Consider the following 18,957-nt stretch of genomic DNA (forward strand, 5'->3'; position numbering starts at 1 on the left):
GTGCGGCTGCCGCTGGCCGGACTGACCGTGGTGACGGCCGACCCGGCGACGCTCGAGCCGTTCGCGCCGATCATCGCCGACGAGCTCAACGTCAAGTCGGTCACCCTGCTCGATGTCGACGCGGCCCACGAGTCCGACTTCGGGATCAGCCAGAAGCTCACCGTCAATGCGCGGGTCGCCGGCCCGCGTCTGGGCAAGGACGTGCAAACCGTCATCAAGGGCTCCAAGAGCGGTGACTGGTCCGTGGCCGAGGACGGCACGGTCACCTCCGGTGGGTTGGCGCTCGTCGAGGGCGAGTACACGCTCGAGACGGTCGTCTCCGAGGAGGCCGGTGCCGACGCACACGTGACCGCGATGCTGCCCGGCGGTGGCTTCGTGGTCCTCGACACGCAGGTCACTCTCGACCTGGAACTCGAGGGAACCGCCCGTGACCTCATCCGCGCGGTCCAGCAGGCCCGCCGCGAAGCCGGGCTCGACGTCTCCGACCGGATCACCCTGACGATCGCCGCCGGCGAGCACACGTGGCGTGCCGCGCTCGAGCATCGGGACCTGATCATCGGGGAGACCCTCGCCGACCAGTTCTCGGTGTCGATGAACCTCGACGACCTCACGGTCGGCGACGACGTGTCCGAAACGCTCGTCGGCAACGAGCAGCGCGTCCGCATCCGGGTCGCCAAGCGCTGATTGGGCCGGTCGCGCGCTCAATGACGGGCGCGGCCTCCACCCGTCGAGAGGGAGCAAATCGCGGGCCCAAGAGGTCCGAGCCCGCGATTTGCTCCCTTTCGACTGGTCTCACCCGACTCGGACGGGGGCGGGCGATCGGTCAGGGCCACGGATGGTCGAGCAATATCGCGAATCGCTTGAGCAGCGCATGACGCCGCAAGGGGTCGGACAGGTCCTCGGCCCAGATCTCGCGGGTGCGCCAGTCTCGGTCCCGAAGGCGTGACCTCCTGTCGGAGTCCTTGCTGGCCTGGTGGCGACTCGCGTGGTGCTCACCCTGGTACTCACCGATCAACCGGTGCTCCGGCCAGACGAGGTCGCCCTCGGCCAGCCACTGCCCGTCGTCGTCATGGATGTCGAGATTGACCACCGGCTCCGGGAACCCCGCCTCGATGAACATCAGGCGCGCCCGCGACTCCTGCGGTGATCGCACCCACGGCCGGATGAGGGGCAATGCTTGGCTCAGCAGGACTTTTCCTCTTGGCCGGTTGCGGGCGTCCAGTCGCTGACGGAGCTCCCCGCGGACGCGTTCCACGTCCACCTGTCGCACGTCGAGTCGCTGGTCCAGGGTGACGTCGCTCCACCATTGCGGACGCCTATCGGAGAAGTCGTATGCCGTGTGGTCCGGCCGCAGGATCACGTTGGCCGCCGCGTCTCCCACCACCACGAGATCTTCCACGGTCAGGCCATCGCACCGCACGAGCTCGCCGTAGTCGCACCAGGTGTCTGCTGCATCGACGACGGCGAACTCCTCATGCAGGTGCACGACCCGCTGCTCGAGACCACGATGCCCGGCGACGCCCTCGCGCCGGATAGGCCCGACGTTGCTGCTGCACATGACGTGAAGGCGCCGATCCCGTGTCTGTCGAGCCGTGCGGGGGAAGCCGTGGACATCACCGGCGCTGAGGTGGGAGAGGGCCACCGCTTCGGGAAGCCCGAGCAGCAGAGCACGCCGAAGCTCGGGCCCGTCCTCGACGGGAGTCGCGCAATGGACCCCGTGGGTGATGTGGTGGAGTGCCTTCGCACGCAGCCGGCTGGCCGGCACACCCCTGTTGATCGCGTCGTGCGCCGCGAACGGTCCGGAGGCGAGTTCGGCAGGAAGGGGAGTGCGCGGCATACGAGAAGCCAACCCGAGTGCCGACCGGCTCCCGGTGTTGTCCACAGCTTTCCACAGGGGTTCGCCCAGCATCCCGCGATCGAGAGGGAGCAAATCGCGGGCACACGGGTCCGCAGCCCGCGATTTGCTCCCTCTCGACAGAAGGGGACGGCGAGGGAGGGGACGGGGGGAGGGAGGGGACGGGGAGGGAGGGCGGAAGGTGCGGGAGAATGGGCCCGTGACCCCAGCACCCGACGCCGCCCAGCGCGAGGCCGCGCGCAATCTCGAGATTCGCAAGCGGATGCGGGAGGCGGAGGAAGCGATCCTCGCCCGTGCGCCGGAGCACCAGCTCCAGCCCTCCCTCGACCGCATCACCGCCGTCATGGAACTCCTCGGGGACCCGCAGCGCACCTTCCCGGTCATCCACCTGACGGGCACGAACGGCAAGACCTCGACGACCCGCATCATCGAGCGCCTCCTGCGTGAACTCGGCCTCAAGACAGGCAGATTCACCTCACCACACCTGCACTCGATGCGTGAGCGGATCGCCCTGTCCGGCCAACCGATCGGGGAAGAGGCCTTCCTGGCGGCCTACGACGAGGTCATGCCGTTCGTCGAGATGGTCGACGCACAATCGCTCGCCGCGGGCGGCCCGCGGATGACCTACTTCGAGGTCCTCGTCGCCATCGGGTATGCCGCGTTCGCCGATGCCCCGGTCGACGTGGCCGTCGTCGAGGTGGGCATGGGAGGGGCCTGGGACGCGACGAATGTGGTCGAGGCTCCCGTCTCCGTCGTCCTGCCGATCGACATCGACCACCGGCACTTCCTCGGCGACACCGTCGAGGAGATCGCGACCGAGAAGTCGGGAATCATCACGGCCGATGGCATCACCGTCATGGCCCTGCAGCCGCACGACGAGGCAGCGGTGATCCTGCGCGACAAGGCGGACGAGGTCGGGGCGCGCCTGGTCGCGGAGGGCATCGACTACGGCGTGACCGCGCGCGACGTCGCCGTCGGCGGCCAGCAGATCAGCGTCAAGGGCCTGGCGGCCGAGTACCCCGACCTCTTCCTCCCCCTGCACGGCCCCCATCAGGCCCAGAACGCTGCGACCGCCGTCGCCGCCGTCGAGGCCTTCCTCGGCGGTGGGGAGCAGGCGCTCGACCTCGACGTCCTGCGCGAGGGACTCGCCGCCGTCGACTCACCCGGACGGCTCGAGATCGTCCGGCGCAGCCCCACGGTCATCGTCGACGCCGCCCACAACCCGCACGGCGCGCTCGCCCTGCGCGAGGCCCTGCAGGACTCCTTCAACTTCGCCAAGATCGTCGGTGTCGTCGCGATCCTCGCCGACAAGGACGCCACCGAGATGCTCGAGATCCTCGAGCCGGCCTTCGACGAGGTCGTGGTCACCCGCACCACGTCCGCGCGCGCCATGCCACCGGCTCGGCTGGGCGAGCTCGCCACCGAGATCTTCGGCGAGCACCGCGTCCATGTCGTCCAGGATCTGCCCGACGCCCTCGACACGGCCGCCGGCCTGGCCGATGACGGGGGAGTCGCGGGTGGCGTGGTGGCGACGGGGTCGGTGACCACGGCGGCCGAGGTGCGCATGCTGCTGGGCACCACGACCGCCTGAGCCCCGCGGCATACCCTTGACGTCATGAAGTGGCTCATCCTCCTCGCCGTCCTGCTGGCGATCGTCTTCGTCCTCGGGATGCGAATCGGCGCCGGGAAACAGGGCGGCTCGGTCGCCTTCACGCCCGTGCACGAGCTCCCCGAGACCCAGCGCAGGCCCATCGACGGGGCCCTCGACAACAACCAGAAGATCCTGGCCATCAAGCACTATCGCGACGTCACGGGCGCCGGCCTGGCTGCCGCGAGGACCGCCGTCGAGATGCACGACCGTCGGCGCAACCAGTGAGGATGCAGTTCGTCGGGCGCACCGGCACCTTCACCTACCGGATGCTCGCGACCGTCCTGGCGGCGCAGTCGATCCTGCTCTTCTTCGGTGCCCTCGTCGCCCGCGGCACCGCGATCGCCGCCGGCAAGGACGGTGGCCGGGTGTTCGCGATCGGGTGCGCCCTGGCAGTGCTCGCCGTCCTCGCCGCGGGCCTCATGCGGACGCCCTTCGGGCTGCCGCTCGGCTGGCTCGTCCAGGTCCTCACCTGGGCCAGCGCCGTATGGGTGCCGATGATGCTCGCCGTGGGGCTCGTCTTCACCGCGCTCTGGGTGTTCTGCCTGCTCCGCGGTCCACGCGCCGAGGCGCTCGTCGCCGAACATCGCGCCGCCGCCGAGGCTGATGCCGGCCACCACTAGGCTGGCCGGGTGACCACCGAACGCTCACTCGTCATCGTCAAGCCCGACGGCTTCCATCGGGGACTCACCGGTGAGGTCCTGCGTCGGATCGAGGCCAAGGGTTATGTCCTGGCGGCCCTCAAGATCCTCACGCCGCCGACCGCCCTGCTCCAGGAGCACTATGCCGAGCACGAGGGCAAGCCCTTCTTCGAGCCGCTTGTCGCCTTCATGTCCAGCGGTCCGGTGACCGCGGTCGTCATCGAGGGCGAGGACTGCATCAAGGGCTTCCGGTCGCTTGCCGGTGCCACCAACCCGACCGAGGCCGCGCCGGGCAGCATCCGCGGCGACCTCGGGCGCGACTGGGGCGAGAAGGTCCAGAAGAACATCGTCCATGGCTCCGACTCGCCCGAGTCCGCTGCCCGGGAGATCGGCATCTGGTTCCCGGAGCTCTGATCACCGCCGCCTGTCGGCCAATGCCTTTCACCGGTATGCCGCGTGCCCCCGGCTCGCGGTCGGATCCGCCGGTTAGCATCGGCGGGTGGCGAGCGTGTGGGGTCGATTCGGGGGTCGTGACCTCGCCATCGACCTGGGGACCGCCAACACGGTGATCTACCAGCGGGGCCGCGGAGTGGTCCTCGACGAGCCGTCGGTCGTGGCGGTGCGCACCGGCACTGCCGACCTGCTCGCGGCGGGCGCCCGAGCCAAGGAAATGGTGGGTCGAACACCGAGCTCGGTCACCGCGATCCGCCCCCTGCGCGATGGCGTCATCTCCGATGCGGAGGTGAGCGAGCGCATGCTGCGCTGGTTCGTCGACCAGGTCGCGCCGTCCACGATCCTTCGTCCTCGCGTCGTGGTGGGGGTGCCGAGCGACATCACAGGTGTCGAGCGGCGCGCGCTCGAGGATGCGACGCTGCGGGCCGGCGCTCGGCGGGTCTACGTCATCGAGGAGCCGATGGCTGCAGCCCTCGGGGCGGGCCTTCCCATCCACGAGAGCGCTGCCTCGATGGTCGTCGACATCGGTGGCGGCACGACGGATGTCGCGGTCATCAGCCTCGGCGGGGTCGTGTCGGCGCGATCCGTGCGGATCGGCGGCGACGAGATCGACGAGGCGATCGTTGCTCACGTGAAGGGCGAATACTCCCTGCTCCTTGGTGAACGCACGGCCGAGCACATCAAGGTCACGGCCGGGTCGGCCTTTCCGTTGCGCGAGGAGGTCAACGAGCGGGTGCGGGGTCGAGACCTCGCGACCGGCCTGCCCAAGACGGTGGTCATCAACTCGGCCGAGGTTCGGCGCGCCATCGAGGTGCCCTTGCACCAGATCATCGACCTCGTGCGTGGTGTGCTCGACGTCTGCCCACCCGAGCTCGCCGGAGACATCCTCGACCGCGGCATCACGCTCACGGGTGGGGGAGCCCTGCTGCGGGGCCTGGACCAGCGGCTGCATCACGAACTGGGCGTCTCGGTCACGGTTGCCGAGGATCCCCTGCGCGCGGTCGCGCGAGGTGCGGGTCGCTGCGTCGAGGAGTTCTCGACCCTGCAACGCGTCCTCGTCGACACCACTCGACGGTGACCATGTCGTCCGGGCGTGGTCCCGCGAGCAACGCCCGCCGCCGACTTCTCACCGTCGCGGTGGTCGCGACCCTGCTCGTCGTCGGTGCCGGACTGGTGGGCCTGCCCGGAGTGGACCGGGTCCGCGGTCTTTCCGGGGGCGCGCTCGGTCCGCTCGAGCGGCTGCTGGCCCCGCAACGTGACTCTGACCTCGCCGCCGCACGAGCCGAGCGTGACCGGTACGCCGACATCGCCCGACAGGCCCAACAACAGGCGCACGACCGGGCCGACCTGACCGCGCTCCTCGACGCCCCGACGACCGACGGCGCGACCGTGCTGCCCGCGCACGTCGTCGCCATCGGGCGCGACGGGGCGTCGGGCCCGCAGCGGATCACCCTGGACGTCGGCTCGCGCGACGGTGTGAGTGCCGACAGCACCGTGGTCTCGGTGGCCGGCCTCGTCGGGCGCGTCGAGTCCATCTCGGCGTGGACGTGCGACGTGGTCCTGCTCGGGAGTCCCGAGGTGGTCGTCGGGGTCCGCGTCGGCCCGGACGGGCGGATCGGGACGGTGAGCGCCACGGGCGCCCTGGGCATCGGCTCCAGTGTCGTGGGATCGCGGGCCCTGCGACTCGAGCTCGTCGAGCAGGGCGAGGTCTCGGTCGGGGACCTGGTCACCACCTTGGGCAGTGTCGACGGGCGCCCCTTCGTCGCGGGAGTCGAGGTGGGTCGAGTCACCTCCGTGGAGCCGTTGCGTGGTCGGGCCACGACCACTGCCGTCGTGGAGCCCACGGTTGACCTCGGCAGTCTGGGCCTGGTGGGCATCCTGCAGACGGCGCCGCGCACCCAGCCGCGACCAGCGGCCACCGGAGGGACGCCGTGATGTGGCGCCTGGTGGTCCGGGGAGCCCTGCTCCTGCTGGCCGCCCTCCTCGTCGTCGCCATGGGGGCACGACACCTCCGGCCGACCCCTGACCTCGTGGCCGTCGTCGTGGGCGTGGTCGCCCTGCGAGGCGGCTGGCGCAGCGGCCTGGGTGCCGGGCTGGCCGGTGGCTGGCTGCTCGACCTGTTGCCTCCGGGCTCGGCAGTCCTGGGCACCTCGGCCCTCACGTATGCCGTGGCCGGGGCTCTCGCAGGCACCCTCCATCGCCCGGGGCCCGCCTCGTGGCTGCTCGTCGCTCTGGCCGCCGGTGTGACCGGTGCCTCCGTGACCCTCGTCGGTGTCCTTGCCGCTCTGGCCAGGTCCGCGCCCGTCAACGTCCCCGGAGTGCTTGCCTCGGTGGTGGCCACGGCGACGATCGGTTTGCTGCTCGGCCCCTTGCTGCTGCGCCTTGATGCCCGATGGGCTCGGCGTGCTTGACCGACGTCGACGGATCAGGCCCTTCGGGCGGGCCGGGACCCCGATCCGTCTCGGTGGTGGCGGGCAGTTGGTGGCCGAGCACCGGGGCCGGCTCCTGGCCGTGTCGGTGGTCGTCCTCGTCCTTTTCGCGGTGCTCGTGGGCCGGTTGGGGCAGGTCCAACTGGTGGAGGGTGCCGACACCGCCGCCGTGTCGGCGGCCGGGACCAACACCCGCACCCTGCCGGTCCCGGCCGTGCGCGGCCGCATCCTGGACCGGCACGGGGTTCCGCTGATCGCGAACACCACGTCCCTGACCGTGACGATGGACCGGCGCGTCTTCACGGCCCAGCCCACCCGTGCTCGCGAGAGCCTGACGGCGCTGGCCGCGTTGCTGCACCGCGACCCCTCGGAGGTGATCGGCCGGGCCCACCTGTGTGGTGAGGACGGTGCGCCCAAGCCCCCCATCTGCTGGAACGGCTCTCCCCAGGTGCCCGTCCCGGTGGCCCTCGACGTCGACCCGACGATCGCCCTCACCCTGCTCGAGCGACCTGACCTGCACCCGGGACTCGGGGTACGCACTGAGGTCGCCCGCACCTTTCCGTCTCCCGATGGGGTCAACGCCGCCCAACTCCTCGGCTATCTGGGCAGGGTCACCGGTGACGAGGTGAGCGGCTCCGACGGGCGGCTCGGTGTCGACGACCTCATCGGCCGGGCGGGGCTCGAAGAGCAGTACGACAGGCAATTGCGCGGCACGGCAGGGGCGCAGGTCGTCGCCGTCGACCCGCGCGGCCTCGTCCTGCGCGAGGTGCGTCGCACCGATGCCGTGCCCGGACGCGACCTGCGCACCTCACTCGACGCGGCGCTGCAGGCCGTGGCCGAGCGAGTACTGGCCGACGGAATCGCCGACGCCCGCAGTCGCGCAGAGGTCGCGGACTCCGCGGCAGCGGTCGTCCTCGACGCCGGCAATGGCCAGGTCCTCGCCTCGGCCAGTGTCCCGACCTACGACCCCGGAGTCTGGACCGGCGGCATCACCGCGGCGGACTATGCCCGGCTCACGGACCCGGCGGCCGGCCACCCGTTGCTGTCACGGGTGACCGGCGTGACCTTCCCCCCTGCCTCGACGATCAAGGCGCTGTCGGTCCCGGCAGCCGTCCGGGTCGGGGACTCGCTCACCGACCTCCATCCGTGCCCGGCGAGCTACCAGATCGGGGACCGGGCCTTCCACAATTTCGAGTCGACGGCGCACGCACCCCTCACCTACGCCGACGCGCTTCGCGTCTCCTGCGACACGGTGTTCTACGACGTCGCCTACCGATCCTGGGTCACCCAAGGGGGGCTGTCCCAGCGTTCCGACGACGGCGACCCCTTCGTCATGACCGACCGGGCCTTCGGGCTCGGCTCCCGCACCGGCATCGACCTGCCCGACGAGGCAACCGGTTCGGTCCCGGGTCGTGAGCGCAAACTCGCGGCCTGGACCGCCCAGAAGGACGAGTTGTGCAAGCGGGCGACCACCGGCTATCCCGAGGTCGCCGCGACGGACCCGGAGCGCGCGGCATACCTCCAACAACTGGCGGTCGAGAACTGCGCCGATGGCTACCTCTACCGTGCCGGGGACGCCGCGAACCTCGCGATCGGCCAGGGCGAATTGGCGGCCACCCCCCTGCAGATGGCGGTGGTGTATGCCGCGATCGCCAATGGCGGCAAGATCGTCACCCCCCGCGTCGGGTTGGGTCTGGTGGACCCGGTCACCAGGGTCGAAGAGGCGATTGCCCCCGGCCCGACCCGCTCCAGTGGTCTCGATCCCGCCGTGGCCGAGTACGTCGCGGAGGGCCTGCGCTCGGTCGTGACGGGAGGGACGGCAGCGGGGGTGTTCGCCGGGATGCCGGAGGACTGGCCGGTCGCCGGGAAGACCGGGACAGCCGAGGTCTTCGGCCGGGGCGACACGGCGTGGTTCGTGTCCTGGGCGCCGGCGACGGCGCCGAAGTATGTCGTGGCGGTGACGGTCAGCCAAGGGGGGACAGGCGCGGAGACGGCGGCCCCCATTGCCCGCCGGATCCACGAGGCGCTCCGAACGATGACACCCTGACGCCACGCACTAGGCTGACGTCATGGCTGATTTCGATCTCGTGGTGCTCGGTGCTGGTCCTGGTGGATACGTCGCGGCGATCCGCGCCTCGCAACTCGGTATGAAGGTTGCCGTGGTCGAGAAGAAGTACTGGGGCGGTGTGTGCCTCAACGTCGGCTGCATCCCCTCGAAGGCGCTGTTGAAGAATGCCGAGTTGGCCCACCTGCTCACGCACGACAAGGCGAAGTACGGCATCGAAGGTGAGGTGAGCATGGCCTACGCCCCGACGCACGCGCGCTCGCGTCAGGTGTCCGCGGGGATCGTCAAGGGCGTGCACTTCCTCATGAAGAAGAACAAGATCACCGAGATCGACGGATGGGGCACCCTGACCGGCCCGCAGGGGATGTCGGTGGCGCTCAACGACGGGTCCACCCGCGAGTTGACCTTCGACAAGCTGATCATCGCGACCGGCGCCGTGACCCGGATGCTCCCCGGGGTGCAGGTGAGCCAGAACGTCGTGACCTACGAGGAGCAGATCCTCGACGCCGAGTTGCCCGGGTCGATCATCATCGCCGGGTCCGGTGCCATCGGTGTCGAGTTCGCCTACGTCATGAAGAACTTCGGTGTCGATGTGACCATCGTCGAGTTCCTCGACCGGATGGTGCCGACCGAGGATGCAGATGTCTCCAAGGAGCTCCTCAAGCACTACAAGAAGTTGGGCATCAAGGTCCTGCTCGGCACCAAGGTCGAGTCCGTCGAGGACACCGGATCCGGTGTGCGCGTGACGGTTTCTCCAGCCGCTGGTGGCGACCAACAGGTCCTGGAGGCCGACAAGTTGCTGTCCGCGATCGGCTTCGCCCCCCGCACCGAGGGCTACGGCCTCGAGGCCACCGGCGTCGCCCTCACCGAGCGGGGAGCCATCGCCATCGACGACTACTGCCAGACCAACGTCCCCGGGGTGTACGCCATCGGTGACTGCACCGCCAAGATGATGCTCGCGCACGTCGCCGAGGCCCAGGGCATCGTGGCCGCCGAACACATGGCCGGCGCCGACACCATGCCGGTCGAGTACGACTTCATCCCGCGGGCGACCTACTGCCACCCGCAGATCGGTTCGTTCGGTTACTCAGAGGCCCAGGCCAAGGAGAAGGGCTACGACGTGAAGACGGCGACCTTCCCCTTCGCAGCAAACGGCAAGGCGGCCGGCCTCGGTGAGACCGCGGGGTTCGTCAAGGTCATCGCCGACGCGACCCACAACGAGATCCTCGGTGCCGCGATGATCGGCCCAGATGTCACCGAGCTGCTGCCGGTTCTCACCCTCGCCCAGAAGTGGGACCTCACCGCCGACGAGGTCGCCCGCAACGTCTTCGCGCACCCGACCCTGTCCGAGGCGGTCAAGGAGGCCGTCGAGGGCATCGTCGGCCACATGATCAACTTCTGAGACCGGCAGGCTCTGTGCTCAGCCCCACGACCCGGGGTTGACCGACCACACCGCGCTGGCGAAGAGCGGGGTCAGCTGGGTGGGGTCGGTCGCCACCTGGGTCGCATAGAGGGGCATCCGCGGCTGCGGGTGGCCTCGCTAAGGTCCCGACATGGCCAACGCATCCTTGCTGCTCAGGTCCGTCAGGCTCGTGCCGATCGGGCTCGGCGGGCGTGGCGGCGACCCGGTCGACCTGCGCATCGTCGATGGCCAGGTCACCCAGATCGCTCCGACCCTCGGGCGGCGTTCCGCCGAGCAGCTGATCGATGCCGAGGGCCGGTGGGCCATCCCCGGGCTGTGGGACCAACACACCCACCCCGCGATGTGGGCCCTCACCAGGCGCCGGATCGATCTCGTCGGTGCCACCGGCCCCGGCGACACCTTGCGACGAGTGGCGGAGCACATGCGCGGCATACCCGCTGGGACGTCCTTGGTCTTGGGCTACGGCCACCGCAGCGGTGACTGGACCGCGCAACCATCGGTGGCCGCCCTCGATGCGGTGACCGGTGACCGCCCGGTCGCTCTCGCGTCCGGCGACGGCCACAACGGGTGGCTCAACTCGGCAGCCCTGCGCTTGATCGGATTGCCCCCCCGGCCTGGAATCCTCGCCGAGGAGGAGTGGTATGCCGCGTATACCCGGCTCGAGGTCCACGACCCCGATTCCGCTGATCCGACCGAGGCCCTGCGCGACGCGTTGGGCCGCGCCCATGCCAAGGGCGTGGTGGGGATCCGCGACTTCGAGTTCGGATCGAGCTTCGACACCTGGCCGACGCGAGTGGCCAGCGGGCTGGACACCATGCGAGTCCGGGCGTCGGTCTACCCGGATCGCCTGGAGGAGGTCGGGGCGCTCGGACTGCGCACCGGTGACCCTCTCGTGCCCGGGCAGCCTCTGGTGACGATGGGCCCGCTCAAGATCATCAGTGACGGCAGCCTCAACACCTTGACGGCCTGGTGCTGTGAGCCCTACCTCGGGGAGGACCTCCTCGTCACCTCGTCCGGCGCACCCAACCTCGACCTCGAGGAGCTCGTGCCGATCATGGCTCGAGCCCGTGCACTCGGCGTGACCGCGGCGATCCACGCCATCGGGGACGCCGCGGTGGCGGCGACCCTGGACGCCTTCGAGGCCAGTGGGCAGATCGGGACCATGGAGCACGCCCAACTCGTCCGGTGGTCCGACCTGCCGCGGATGGCGCGTCTGCGCGTCAACGCCAGTGTGCAGCCGGCGCACGTCCTGGATGACCGGGATGTCTCGCAGCGTTGGTGGGGGGACCGGACCGAACGGCTCTATGCCTTCCGCGCGATGGTGGATGCGGGGATCGTGCTCATGCTCGGGTCCGATGCACCGGTGTCTCCGCTGGACCCGTGGCTGGCGATGGCGGCAGCCGTGCATCGTTCCGGTGATCAGCGCAGCCCTTGGCATCAGGAGCAGGCGATCACGGTGGCGGAGGCCTTGAGCGCCTCCATCGACGGGCAACCCACGCTGGGTGTCGGCAGCCGTGGCGACATCGCGCTGCTCGATGCAGACCCGCTGGCCGTGCCCACCGAGGGGGAGGGAAGTCCCGCGCACGCGGCATACCTGAGGGGTATGCAGGTCGCCGCGACGATCGTGGCTGGTCGCGTTGTCCACACCTTGTCGCTGAGGGCACTCTGAGGCGGACGGCCCCAGGTTGGTCGATATCGAATGCGTGCCACCCTTGACGGGTAAGGTTCTCCCAGTGCAGTGCCGACCTGATCTTGAGATTCTCTTGACCATTCGTTGACCTGCAGCAGGCCAAACTCAGGATGAGGGGACGCACCGGTGACCGGCAATGTGACCATGAAACCGTTCAAGCCGGCCTTGCTGGCCGGCTGGGACGCGCTCTCATGGGTGCTCGCGGCGGGCGCGTTCGTGCTGGTCCGCCATGACTTCGACCTCTCCGCGAATGTCTGGCGCGAAGTGGTCGTCTACACCCTGACGGCGATCGTCTTGCAGATCGGCATCGGTTTCCGGACCCATCTCTACCTCGGGCGAAGCCGGATCGGCAGTTTCGACGAAACCACCATGTTGGCCTTCGTCGTGGGTGCTGTCGCCGCGATCGGCGCCGGCGTGGCGTTGGCCTTCGAGCGCAGCTATTCGCGAGGGCTGCTGGTGCTGGTGCCGGTGCTCGCCCTGCTGCTGATGGCCTTTGGGCGATGGGCCTACCGCGGCACCGCCGACCTGCGTCGTCGACCGACCGGGACCGAGGAGGCCATTTCCGCGGTCGTCTACGGTGCCGGCGATGCCGGCCACCAGATCGCCCAATTGGTGGACCTCTCGGACGACCCGCCTTACCGCATTCTCGCCTTCGTCGACGACGATCCTGCCAAGCGATTCCTGCGCGTCCGTGGTCGCCGCGTCGTCGGTCGCGGCGACGCCCTGATCGAGGTTGCGCGCCAGCACGGCGCCAAGGCCGTCATCCTGGCGATCACCAAGGCTGAGCCGGCCCTCCTCCAGGAGGTGGCGGACCAGTGTCAGGTTGCCGGTCTCGAGTTCGTCGTGGTCCCCCCGGTGCGCGAACTCATCGGTGGCCGCGTCGAGCTGGAGCAGTTGCGGGCCTTCAACATCGCCGACCTGCTGGGTCGGGACACGGTCCAGACCGACCTCTCAGCCATCGCTGGCCTGGTGAGCGGCCAGGTTGTGCTCGTCACCGGTGCCGGCGGTTCGATCGGATCGGAGCTGAGCCGGCAGGTGCACCGGCTCCAGCCCGCTCGCCTGATCCTGTTGGATCGCGACGAATCAGCCCTGCATGCCCTCGAGTTGTCGCTCTTCGGCACCGGCCTGCTCAACCGTGATGAGATGGTCCTGTGCGACCTGCGTGACGAGTCAGCACTGGCGGCGGTCTTCGAACTCCACCAGCCCGATGTCGTCTTCCACGCCGCGGCGTTGAAGCACCTCCCCATGCTGGAGCGCTTCCCGGCGGAGGGATGGAAGACCAATGTGCTCGGCACCCTGCACGTCCTCCGGTGCGCAGCCCGGTTCGGCGTGCGACACGTCGTCAACGTCTCGACCGACAAGGCCGCCGACCCGACGAGCGTGCTCGGCCGGACCAAGCGGCTCGCCGAGCGTCTGACCGCGCACTATGCGGTCGTGACGGGGGAACCCTGGGTCTCGGTCCGCTTCGGCAACGTGCTCGGCTCCAGAGGGTCGGTGCTGGAGACGTTCCGCGCGCAGATCGACCAGGGCGGGCCGGTCACGGTGACCCATCCCGACGTCACGCGCTACTTCATGACCATTCCCGAGGCCTGCGAGCTCGTCCTGCAAGCCGCGACGCTCGGTGACCGTGGTGAGGTCCTCGTGCTCGACATGGGCCGTCCGGTGCGAATCGTCGACGTGGCCAAGCGGTTGATCGCCGAGTCCCGCAGTGACATCTCGATCGAGTACACCGGGCTTCGTCATGGCGAGAAGTTGCACGAGGTCTTGCTCAGCGACCTCGAGGTCGCCGAACCGAGCAGTCACGAGCGCATCACTCGGGTCGTCATCGAGGGCATGGATCCGCAGATCGTCGAGGGCATGTGCCCCGGAACCCAGACGTCGCTCACGGCTGACCGCGAGCACCAGACCCACTGATGAGCGCACCACTCCCCCCCGGTGACCCCACGGTCGCCGTCATCGGTCTCGGTTATGTCGGCCTGCCGCTCGCGGTCGTCTTCGGTCGCGACCTCAAGGTCATCGGCTTTGACATCGACGGCGAGCGCGTGCGCCAACTCAGCGCCGGCCATGATCGAACATTGGAGATCGATGCCGAGGAGCTCGCCGCTGCTCGTCACCTGATCTTCACCGATCGCGCGGAGGACCTGGCGACTGCGGACGTCTACATCGTCACGACGCCGACGCCGGTCGATGGCTCCAACCGCCCCGACCTGACGCCCATCCTGTCTGCGTCCGAAACGGTTGCGGCCGTGCTCTCGAGGGGCGATGTCGTCATCTACGAGTCGACCGTGTACCCCGGCGCGACTGAGGAGGAGTGTGTCCCGGTCCTCGAAAAGGGATCGGGCCTGCGCCTCGATGTCGATTTCTCGGTCGGTTACAGCCCGGAGCGCATCAATCCCGGGGACAAGGAGCATCGCGTCACGAACATCGTCAAGGTGACGTCCGGGTCGACGCCCGCGGCGGCGAGGTTCGTCGATGACCTCTATCGCCGGGTCGTCACGGTCGGCACCCACTGCGCCCCGACGATCAAGGTCGCCGAGGCTGCCAAGGTCATCGAGAACACCCAGCGTGACGTCAACATCGCCCTGATGAACGAGCTCGCCATCCTCTTCGCGCGTCTGGGCATCGACACGGAGGACGTCCTCGTGGCGGCCGGGACGAAGTGGAACTTCCTCGGCTTCCGCCCCGGCCTCGTCGGTGGCCACTGCATCGGGGTGGACCCGTACTACCTCACCCACAAGGCGCAGGCCGTGGGCTACCACCCCGAGATCATCCTCGCGGGCCGCCGGATTAACGACTCCATGGGTGGTTACGTCGCCTCCCAGCTCGTCAAGCGGATGAGCAAGCACGGTATCCCCGTGCAGGGCGCCCGAGTGCTCGTGCTCGGGCTGACCTTCAAGGAGAACACGCCCGACCTGCGCAACTCCCGCGTCATCGACATCATCCGCGAGCTCGAGGACTACGACATCACAGTCGACGTGCTCGACCCGTGGGCCGACCCGCAGGAGGCGCAAGACCATTACCGGGTCGACTTGGTGGTCACACCGGAGCCAGGGACGTATGCCGGCATCGTGCTCGCCGTCGCGCACCGCGAGTTCGTTGAGATGGGTGCCGCGCGCATCCGTGCCTTCGGCACGCCAGGAGCGCACGTTCTCTACGACCTCAAGTACCTCCTGGACAAGACCGACTCGGACCTGCGGTTGTGAGAGAGCGCATCTACCTCTCCTCGCCGGACGTCACCGAGGCGGAGGAGCAAGCCCTCGCACGCGCCATCAGCTCCGGGTGGGTCGCGCCGTTGGGCCCCGAGGTCGACGCCTTCGAGGCCGAGCTCGCCGACTACTGCGGCCGCCGGCACGCCGTGGCGTTGTCGTCGGGCACGGCCGCGCTGCACCTGGGCCTGATCACGCTCGGCGTCGGTCCCGGTGATCTCGTCCTCACGTCGACGATGACGTTCGCCGCGACCGCGAACGCAATCACCTACGTCGGCGCGGAGCCGGTCTTCGTCGACTGCGATGCAACCGGCAACATGGATGCCGGGCTCCTCGAGGAGGCGTTCGAGCGGTGCGCGGGCGGTGGGCAACGGGTTGCAGCGGTGCTGCCGGTCGACCTGCTGGGCAAGGTCGTGGACCACGCGCGGGTCGACGACATCGCCTCAGCCCATGGGGTCCCAGTGCTCGCGGATGCCGCGGAGAGCCTCGGTGCGACCCGCGACGGCCGCCCGGCAGCCTCGTTCGGGAACGTGGCGGCCGTGTCGTTCAACGGCAACAAGGTGATGACGACCTCCGGCGGGGGGGCGCTGCTCACCGACGACGCGCACCTCGCGCAACGGGTGCGCTACCTCGCCACCCAGGCACGCCAGCCGGTCGTGCACTACGAGCACACTGAGATCGGCTACAACTACCGACTCTCGAATCTCCTGGCCGCCCTCGGCCGCGCCCAGCTCGCCCGCCTCGACGGCATGGTGCAGCGGCGGCGCCAGCACCGGCTGGGCTACCTCGAGCTGTTTGACGGGGTGGCCGGGGTGAGCGCCTTCGGTGAGCCGTCGGGTCTGGCGGGCGGGCCGACCCACGACAATTGGTGGCTGACGTCGGTGATCATCGACCCGTCGGTGGCCGGGTTCGCTCCCGAGGACCTGCGGCTGGCCCTCAGCGACGCCGACATCGAGGCGCGTCCGCTGTGGAAGCCGATGCACCTCCAGCCCGTGTTCGCGGGTGCCCGAGCCGTGCTCGACGGCACGAGCGAGCGGTTGTTCTCGACCGGCCTGTCGCTGCCGGGCGGCTCGGTACTGGACGATGGGCAGATGCAGCGCATCCACGCGGTCATCACCTCCTTCCTGGAGGGTCGCCGTGCCACACGTTGAGCGGCGGCGCTACGACGTCGCCAAGCGGGCGATCGACGTCACGGTCAGCGCCGTCGGGCTCGTCGTGAGCGCCCCGGTGCAGCTCGTCACCGCCGCAGTGGTGCTCGCGGCCCACGGGCGCCCGGTGCTCTTCCGCCAGCCCCGCCCGGGTCGCGACGGCGTGGTGTTCGAGCTCGTGAAGTTCCGCACGATGCGGCGTCCGGACGCCGCCCACGTCACGGATGCCGACCGCCTCACTTCCGTGGGTCGGTTCCTGCGCTCCACCAGCCTCGACGAGCTGCCGACGCTGTGGAATGTGCTCAAGGGCGACATGAGCTTGGTCGGGCCGAGGCCGCTGCTCGTGGAGTACCTGCCGCGATACAGCCCCGAACAGGCGCGACGCCACGAGGTGCGTCCGGGGGTAACTGGCCTGGCCCAGGTGTCGGGGCGCAACGGTGTGGCGTGGGAGGACAAGTTCGCTCTCGACGTGGAGTACGTGGACACCCGGAGCCTGACGCTTGATCTGGTGATTCTTGCTCGCACTGTTTGCTGCGTGGTGAAGCGGCAGGGGATCAGCGGTGGGGGCGAGGCGACGATGAGCGTGTTCATGGGGTCGCCGGCGGTACGGGTCGGCGATGACGTCGCCTGACGGGTTTGGCCTTGAACGGGTCGTCGTGGTGGGGGCATCGGGCTTCGGTCGGGAGTGCCTCGACGTGCTGGAGGCCATGGCAGCGGCCGGGTCACCTGTCGAGGTGGTCGGGGTGGTCGACGACGGGCCCTCCGAGCTCAACATGGAGCGGCTCGCGGCGCGCGGTGTCGCCTACCTGGGCACCGTCGATGAGTGGCTGGCTGGGGATGCCGTCACCCGGCGGTACGTGCTCGGGATCGGCAGCCCAGCGGTGAGGCGGCGGTTGGCCGCTCGGCTCGAGGGCACCGGGGCGCGACCTTTCACGGCCATCCACCCCAGCGCGACGTTCGGCGCTCGTGTCGCCAAGGGGGAGGGGGCCGTCGTCTGCGCGGGGGTGGCGGTGTCGACGAACGTCCGTCTGGGGCGGCACGTGCACCTCAACCCCAACGTAACCGTGGGCCACGACGCAGTCCTTTCTGACTTTGTCTCCGTAAACCCCGGAGCGGTAATCTCGGGCGAAGTCGTTCTGGGAACAGCTGCGCTCGTCGGGGCAAGCGCGACTCTCCTCCAGAACCTGTGGATCGGCAAAGGTGCGCTTATTGGTGCTGGAGCGGTGGTAACGCGCAATGTGCCGGCCGGCGTCGTCGTCAAGGGTGTGCCCGGTACTTGGGATTGACCGTGTGGTTCTCTTATCCTATTCAGGTGCAAAGCGCGGTCAAGACTCGATCTGGCTATTACCGTTTATGCAAGAATGGGCTGAACTGCAAAAAGTCGCTCATCTCGGCCTCCGGGCCAGCGAATTTGTGCGGTGCGCGTCGAACGGCGCAATCGGGCTCTTCCCAATCGAGGGTGTAGGACCTGACTTCGCCGTGGTCGGCGCGTCGGTGCGGGGATAGGCGTCGAGGCCTTCGCAGGATGGAAGTTCTGACACTGCCCACCTGTAAGGCCTCGACGTGCCTGACGCTACCTTCACCAGCCCTGATTTGTGACTGCTGCACGGATAGGTGACAGGTTGGTCACGCGGCCTGAGTGGCCGGTGTGGTCATGATGGTCTCGTACTCGATGGGGGTCAACTTGCCGAGTCGGGCTTGGCGTCGTCGGCGGTGGTAGGTCCGTTCGGTCCAGGTGACGATGGCCAGCCTCAGCTGGTCGCGGGTGTCCCAGGTTCGGCGGTCCAGGACGTTCTTCTGCAGGAGTGCGAACCAGCTCTCCATGGCGGCGTTGTCCGCGCTCGAGCCGACTTGTCCCATGGCTTCGAGCAGGTCGTGCCGGGACAGGGCGCGCAGGTACTTGCGGGACCGGAACTGGGCGAGTTCAAGGGGTCGTTGCAACACCGGGTTGTTGAAGGATCGTAGTTGCTCTTCGAAGACCTCGGCGGGGGTTCGCCAGCCGAGGATCTTGCGGGGCCGGTTGTTGAGCGCGTGAGCGACGGCGTCGAGGTCTTCGGCGGACCAGCGCGACAGGTCGGTCCCCTTGGGGAAGTACTGCCGCAGCAGACCGTTGGTGTTCTCATTCGTCGGGCGCTGCCACGGCGAGTGGGGGTCGGCGAAGAACACCTTCGTTCCGGTCTCGAGCGCGAACAGGGCGTGGCCCGACAGTTCGTTGCCGCGGTCCCAGGTCAGTGTCTTGCGTAGCTGCTGTGGCAGTTTCGTCATCGACGCCGTCAGCGCGGCGTTCATGGCCACGGCACCGTATCCGCCGAGCGCCGGCCCGTTCTTGACGTGCGGTTTCTCGGCCCAGCCCTGCATCCGCGGCAGGTGCACCAGGGGCGTGGCGCGGCTGGAGCGCT

General features: G+C 69.1%; 18 protein-coding genes and 1 pseudogene. 16 read left to right on the forward strand and 3 right to left on the reverse strand.

The window, feature by feature from the left end; translation table 11 throughout:
• The coding region (locus tag BN10_RS07415) for a DUF5915 domain-containing protein (RefSeq protein WP_040751050.1) at positions 1 to 684 on the forward strand (684 nt) is incomplete at its 5' end.
• Positions 685 to 823: 139 nt separating this feature from the next.
• Here BN10_RS07415 and BN10_RS07420 read toward each other — a convergent pair.
• Entirely contained in the window at positions 824 to 1,837 is a 1,014-nt protein-coding gene (locus BN10_RS07420; RefSeq protein WP_040751052.1) for a hypothetical protein, read from the reverse strand.
• A 217-nt stretch (positions 1,838 to 2,054) separates the two neighbouring features.
• On the opposite strand from BN10_RS07420, the gene BN10_RS07425 reads away from it, so the two are divergent.
• The 15 genes from BN10_RS07425 to BN10_RS07495 all read left to right on the forward strand — a co-directional run bounded on the left by BN10_RS07425 (position 2,055) and on the right by BN10_RS07495 (position 17,844).
• Positions 2,055 to 3,446 (forward strand): bifunctional folylpolyglutamate synthase/dihydrofolate synthase, encoded by a 1,392-nt coding sequence (locus BN10_RS07425; protein WP_040751054.1) that lies wholly within the window; start codon positions 2,055 to 2,057, stop codon positions 3,444 to 3,446.
• A 24-nt stretch (positions 3,447 to 3,470) separates the two neighbouring features.
• A complete protein-coding gene (locus BN10_RS07430; protein ID WP_010850602.1) occupies positions 3,471 to 3,731 on the forward strand; it encodes a hypothetical protein in 261 nt (86 codons plus the stop codon).
• Between the two features lie 2 nt (positions 3,732 to 3,733).
• Positions 3,734 to 4,126 carry a DUF4233 domain-containing protein gene (locus BN10_RS07435; RefSeq protein ID WP_010850603.1) on the forward strand — a complete coding sequence of 131 codons (393 nt, stop codon included), beginning with the start codon at positions 3,734 to 3,736 and terminating at the stop codon, positions 4,124 to 4,126.
• Positions 4,127 to 4,135: 9 nt separating this feature from the next.
• Positions 4,136 to 4,558: a nucleoside-diphosphate kinase gene (gene ndk / locus BN10_RS07440; RefSeq protein WP_010850604.1), complete on the forward strand. Its 423-nt coding sequence runs from the start codon at positions 4,136 to 4,138 to the stop codon at positions 4,556 to 4,558.
• Between the two features lie 85 nt (positions 4,559 to 4,643).
• Positions 4,644 to 5,675: a rod shape-determining protein gene (gene mreB / locus BN10_RS07445; RefSeq protein ID WP_010850605.1), complete on the forward strand. Its 1,032-nt coding sequence runs from the start codon at positions 4,644 to 4,646 to the stop codon at positions 5,673 to 5,675.
• Positions 5,676 to 5,677: 2 nt separating this feature from the next.
• Entirely contained in the window at positions 5,678 to 6,532 is an 855-nt protein-coding gene (mreC, locus tag BN10_RS15705) for a rod shape-determining protein MreC (RefSeq protein ID WP_010850606.1), read from the forward strand.
• Complete coding sequence (gene mreD / locus BN10_RS07455; protein WP_010850607.1) at positions 6,532 to 7,008, forward strand: rod shape-determining protein MreD; 477 nt, start codon at positions 6,532 to 6,534, stop codon at positions 7,006 to 7,008. Before mreC ends, mreD begins: the two co-directional genes overlap by 1 nt.
• The gene (locus tag BN10_RS07460) at positions 7,001 to 9,073 is read left to right on the forward strand and encodes a penicillin-binding transpeptidase domain-containing protein (protein ID WP_233354285.1); all 2,073 of its coding nucleotides are present in this window, start codon (positions 7,001 to 7,003) and stop codon (positions 9,071 to 9,073) included. Before mreD ends, BN10_RS07460 begins: the two co-directional genes overlap by 8 nt.
• Before the next feature lie 22 nt (positions 9,074 to 9,095).
• Positions 9,096 to 10,493 (forward strand): dihydrolipoyl dehydrogenase, encoded by a 1,398-nt coding sequence (gene lpdA / locus BN10_RS07465; RefSeq protein WP_010850609.1) that lies wholly within the window; start codon positions 9,096 to 9,098, stop codon positions 10,491 to 10,493.
• A gap of 151 nt (positions 10,494 to 10,644) precedes the next feature.
• The gene (locus BN10_RS07470; protein WP_010850611.1) at positions 10,645 to 12,183 is read left to right on the forward strand and encodes an amidohydrolase; all 1,539 of its coding nucleotides are present in this window, start codon (positions 10,645 to 10,647) and stop codon (positions 12,181 to 12,183) included.
• A 165-nt stretch (positions 12,184 to 12,348) separates the two neighbouring features.
• Positions 12,349 to 14,118 carry a polysaccharide biosynthesis protein gene (locus BN10_RS07475; protein WP_040752913.1) on the forward strand — a complete coding sequence of 590 codons (1,770 nt, stop codon included), beginning with the start codon at positions 12,349 to 12,351 and terminating at the stop codon, positions 14,116 to 14,118.
• A complete protein-coding gene (locus BN10_RS07480; protein ID WP_010850613.1) occupies positions 14,118 to 15,407 on the forward strand; it encodes a nucleotide sugar dehydrogenase in 1,290 nt (429 codons plus the stop codon). Before BN10_RS07475 ends, BN10_RS07480 begins: the two co-directional genes overlap by 1 nt.
• A complete protein-coding gene (locus tag BN10_RS07485; RefSeq protein ID WP_010850614.1) occupies positions 15,404 to 16,561 on the forward strand; it encodes a DegT/DnrJ/EryC1/StrS family aminotransferase in 1,158 nt (385 codons plus the stop codon). The genes BN10_RS07480 and BN10_RS07485 overlap by 4 nt, the downstream gene beginning before the upstream one ends.
• Positions 16,548 to 17,189 (forward strand): sugar transferase, encoded by a 642-nt coding sequence (locus tag BN10_RS07490; protein ID WP_010850615.1) that lies wholly within the window; start codon positions 16,548 to 16,550, stop codon positions 17,187 to 17,189. The genes BN10_RS07485 and BN10_RS07490 overlap by 14 nt, the downstream gene beginning before the upstream one ends.
• A complete protein-coding gene (locus BN10_RS07495; protein ID WP_010850616.1) occupies positions 17,176 to 17,844 on the forward strand; it encodes an acetyltransferase in 669 nt (222 codons plus the stop codon). Before BN10_RS07490 ends, BN10_RS07495 begins: the two co-directional genes overlap by 14 nt.
• 340 nt (positions 17,845 to 18,184) lie before the next feature.
• Here the strand turns inward: BN10_RS07495 and BN10_RS16320 are convergent, their stop codons facing one another.
• Both BN10_RS16320 and BN10_RS16325 read right to left on the reverse strand, forming a co-directional pair.
• On the reverse strand, positions 18,185 to 18,418 hold the full coding sequence (locus BN10_RS16320) for an IS3 family transposase (protein WP_324603536.1): 234 nt from the start codon (positions 18,416 to 18,418) through the stop codon (positions 18,185 to 18,187).
• A 64-nt stretch (positions 18,419 to 18,482) separates the two neighbouring features.
• A pseudogene (locus BN10_RS16325) lies at positions 18,483 to 18,957 on the reverse strand (IS30 family transposase); the annotation flags it as partial.

The organism is Phycicoccus elongatus Lp2, assembly GCF_000367525.1.
GTDB lineage: Bacteria > Actinomycetota > Actinomycetes > Actinomycetales > Dermatophilaceae > Phycicoccus_A > Phycicoccus_A elongatus.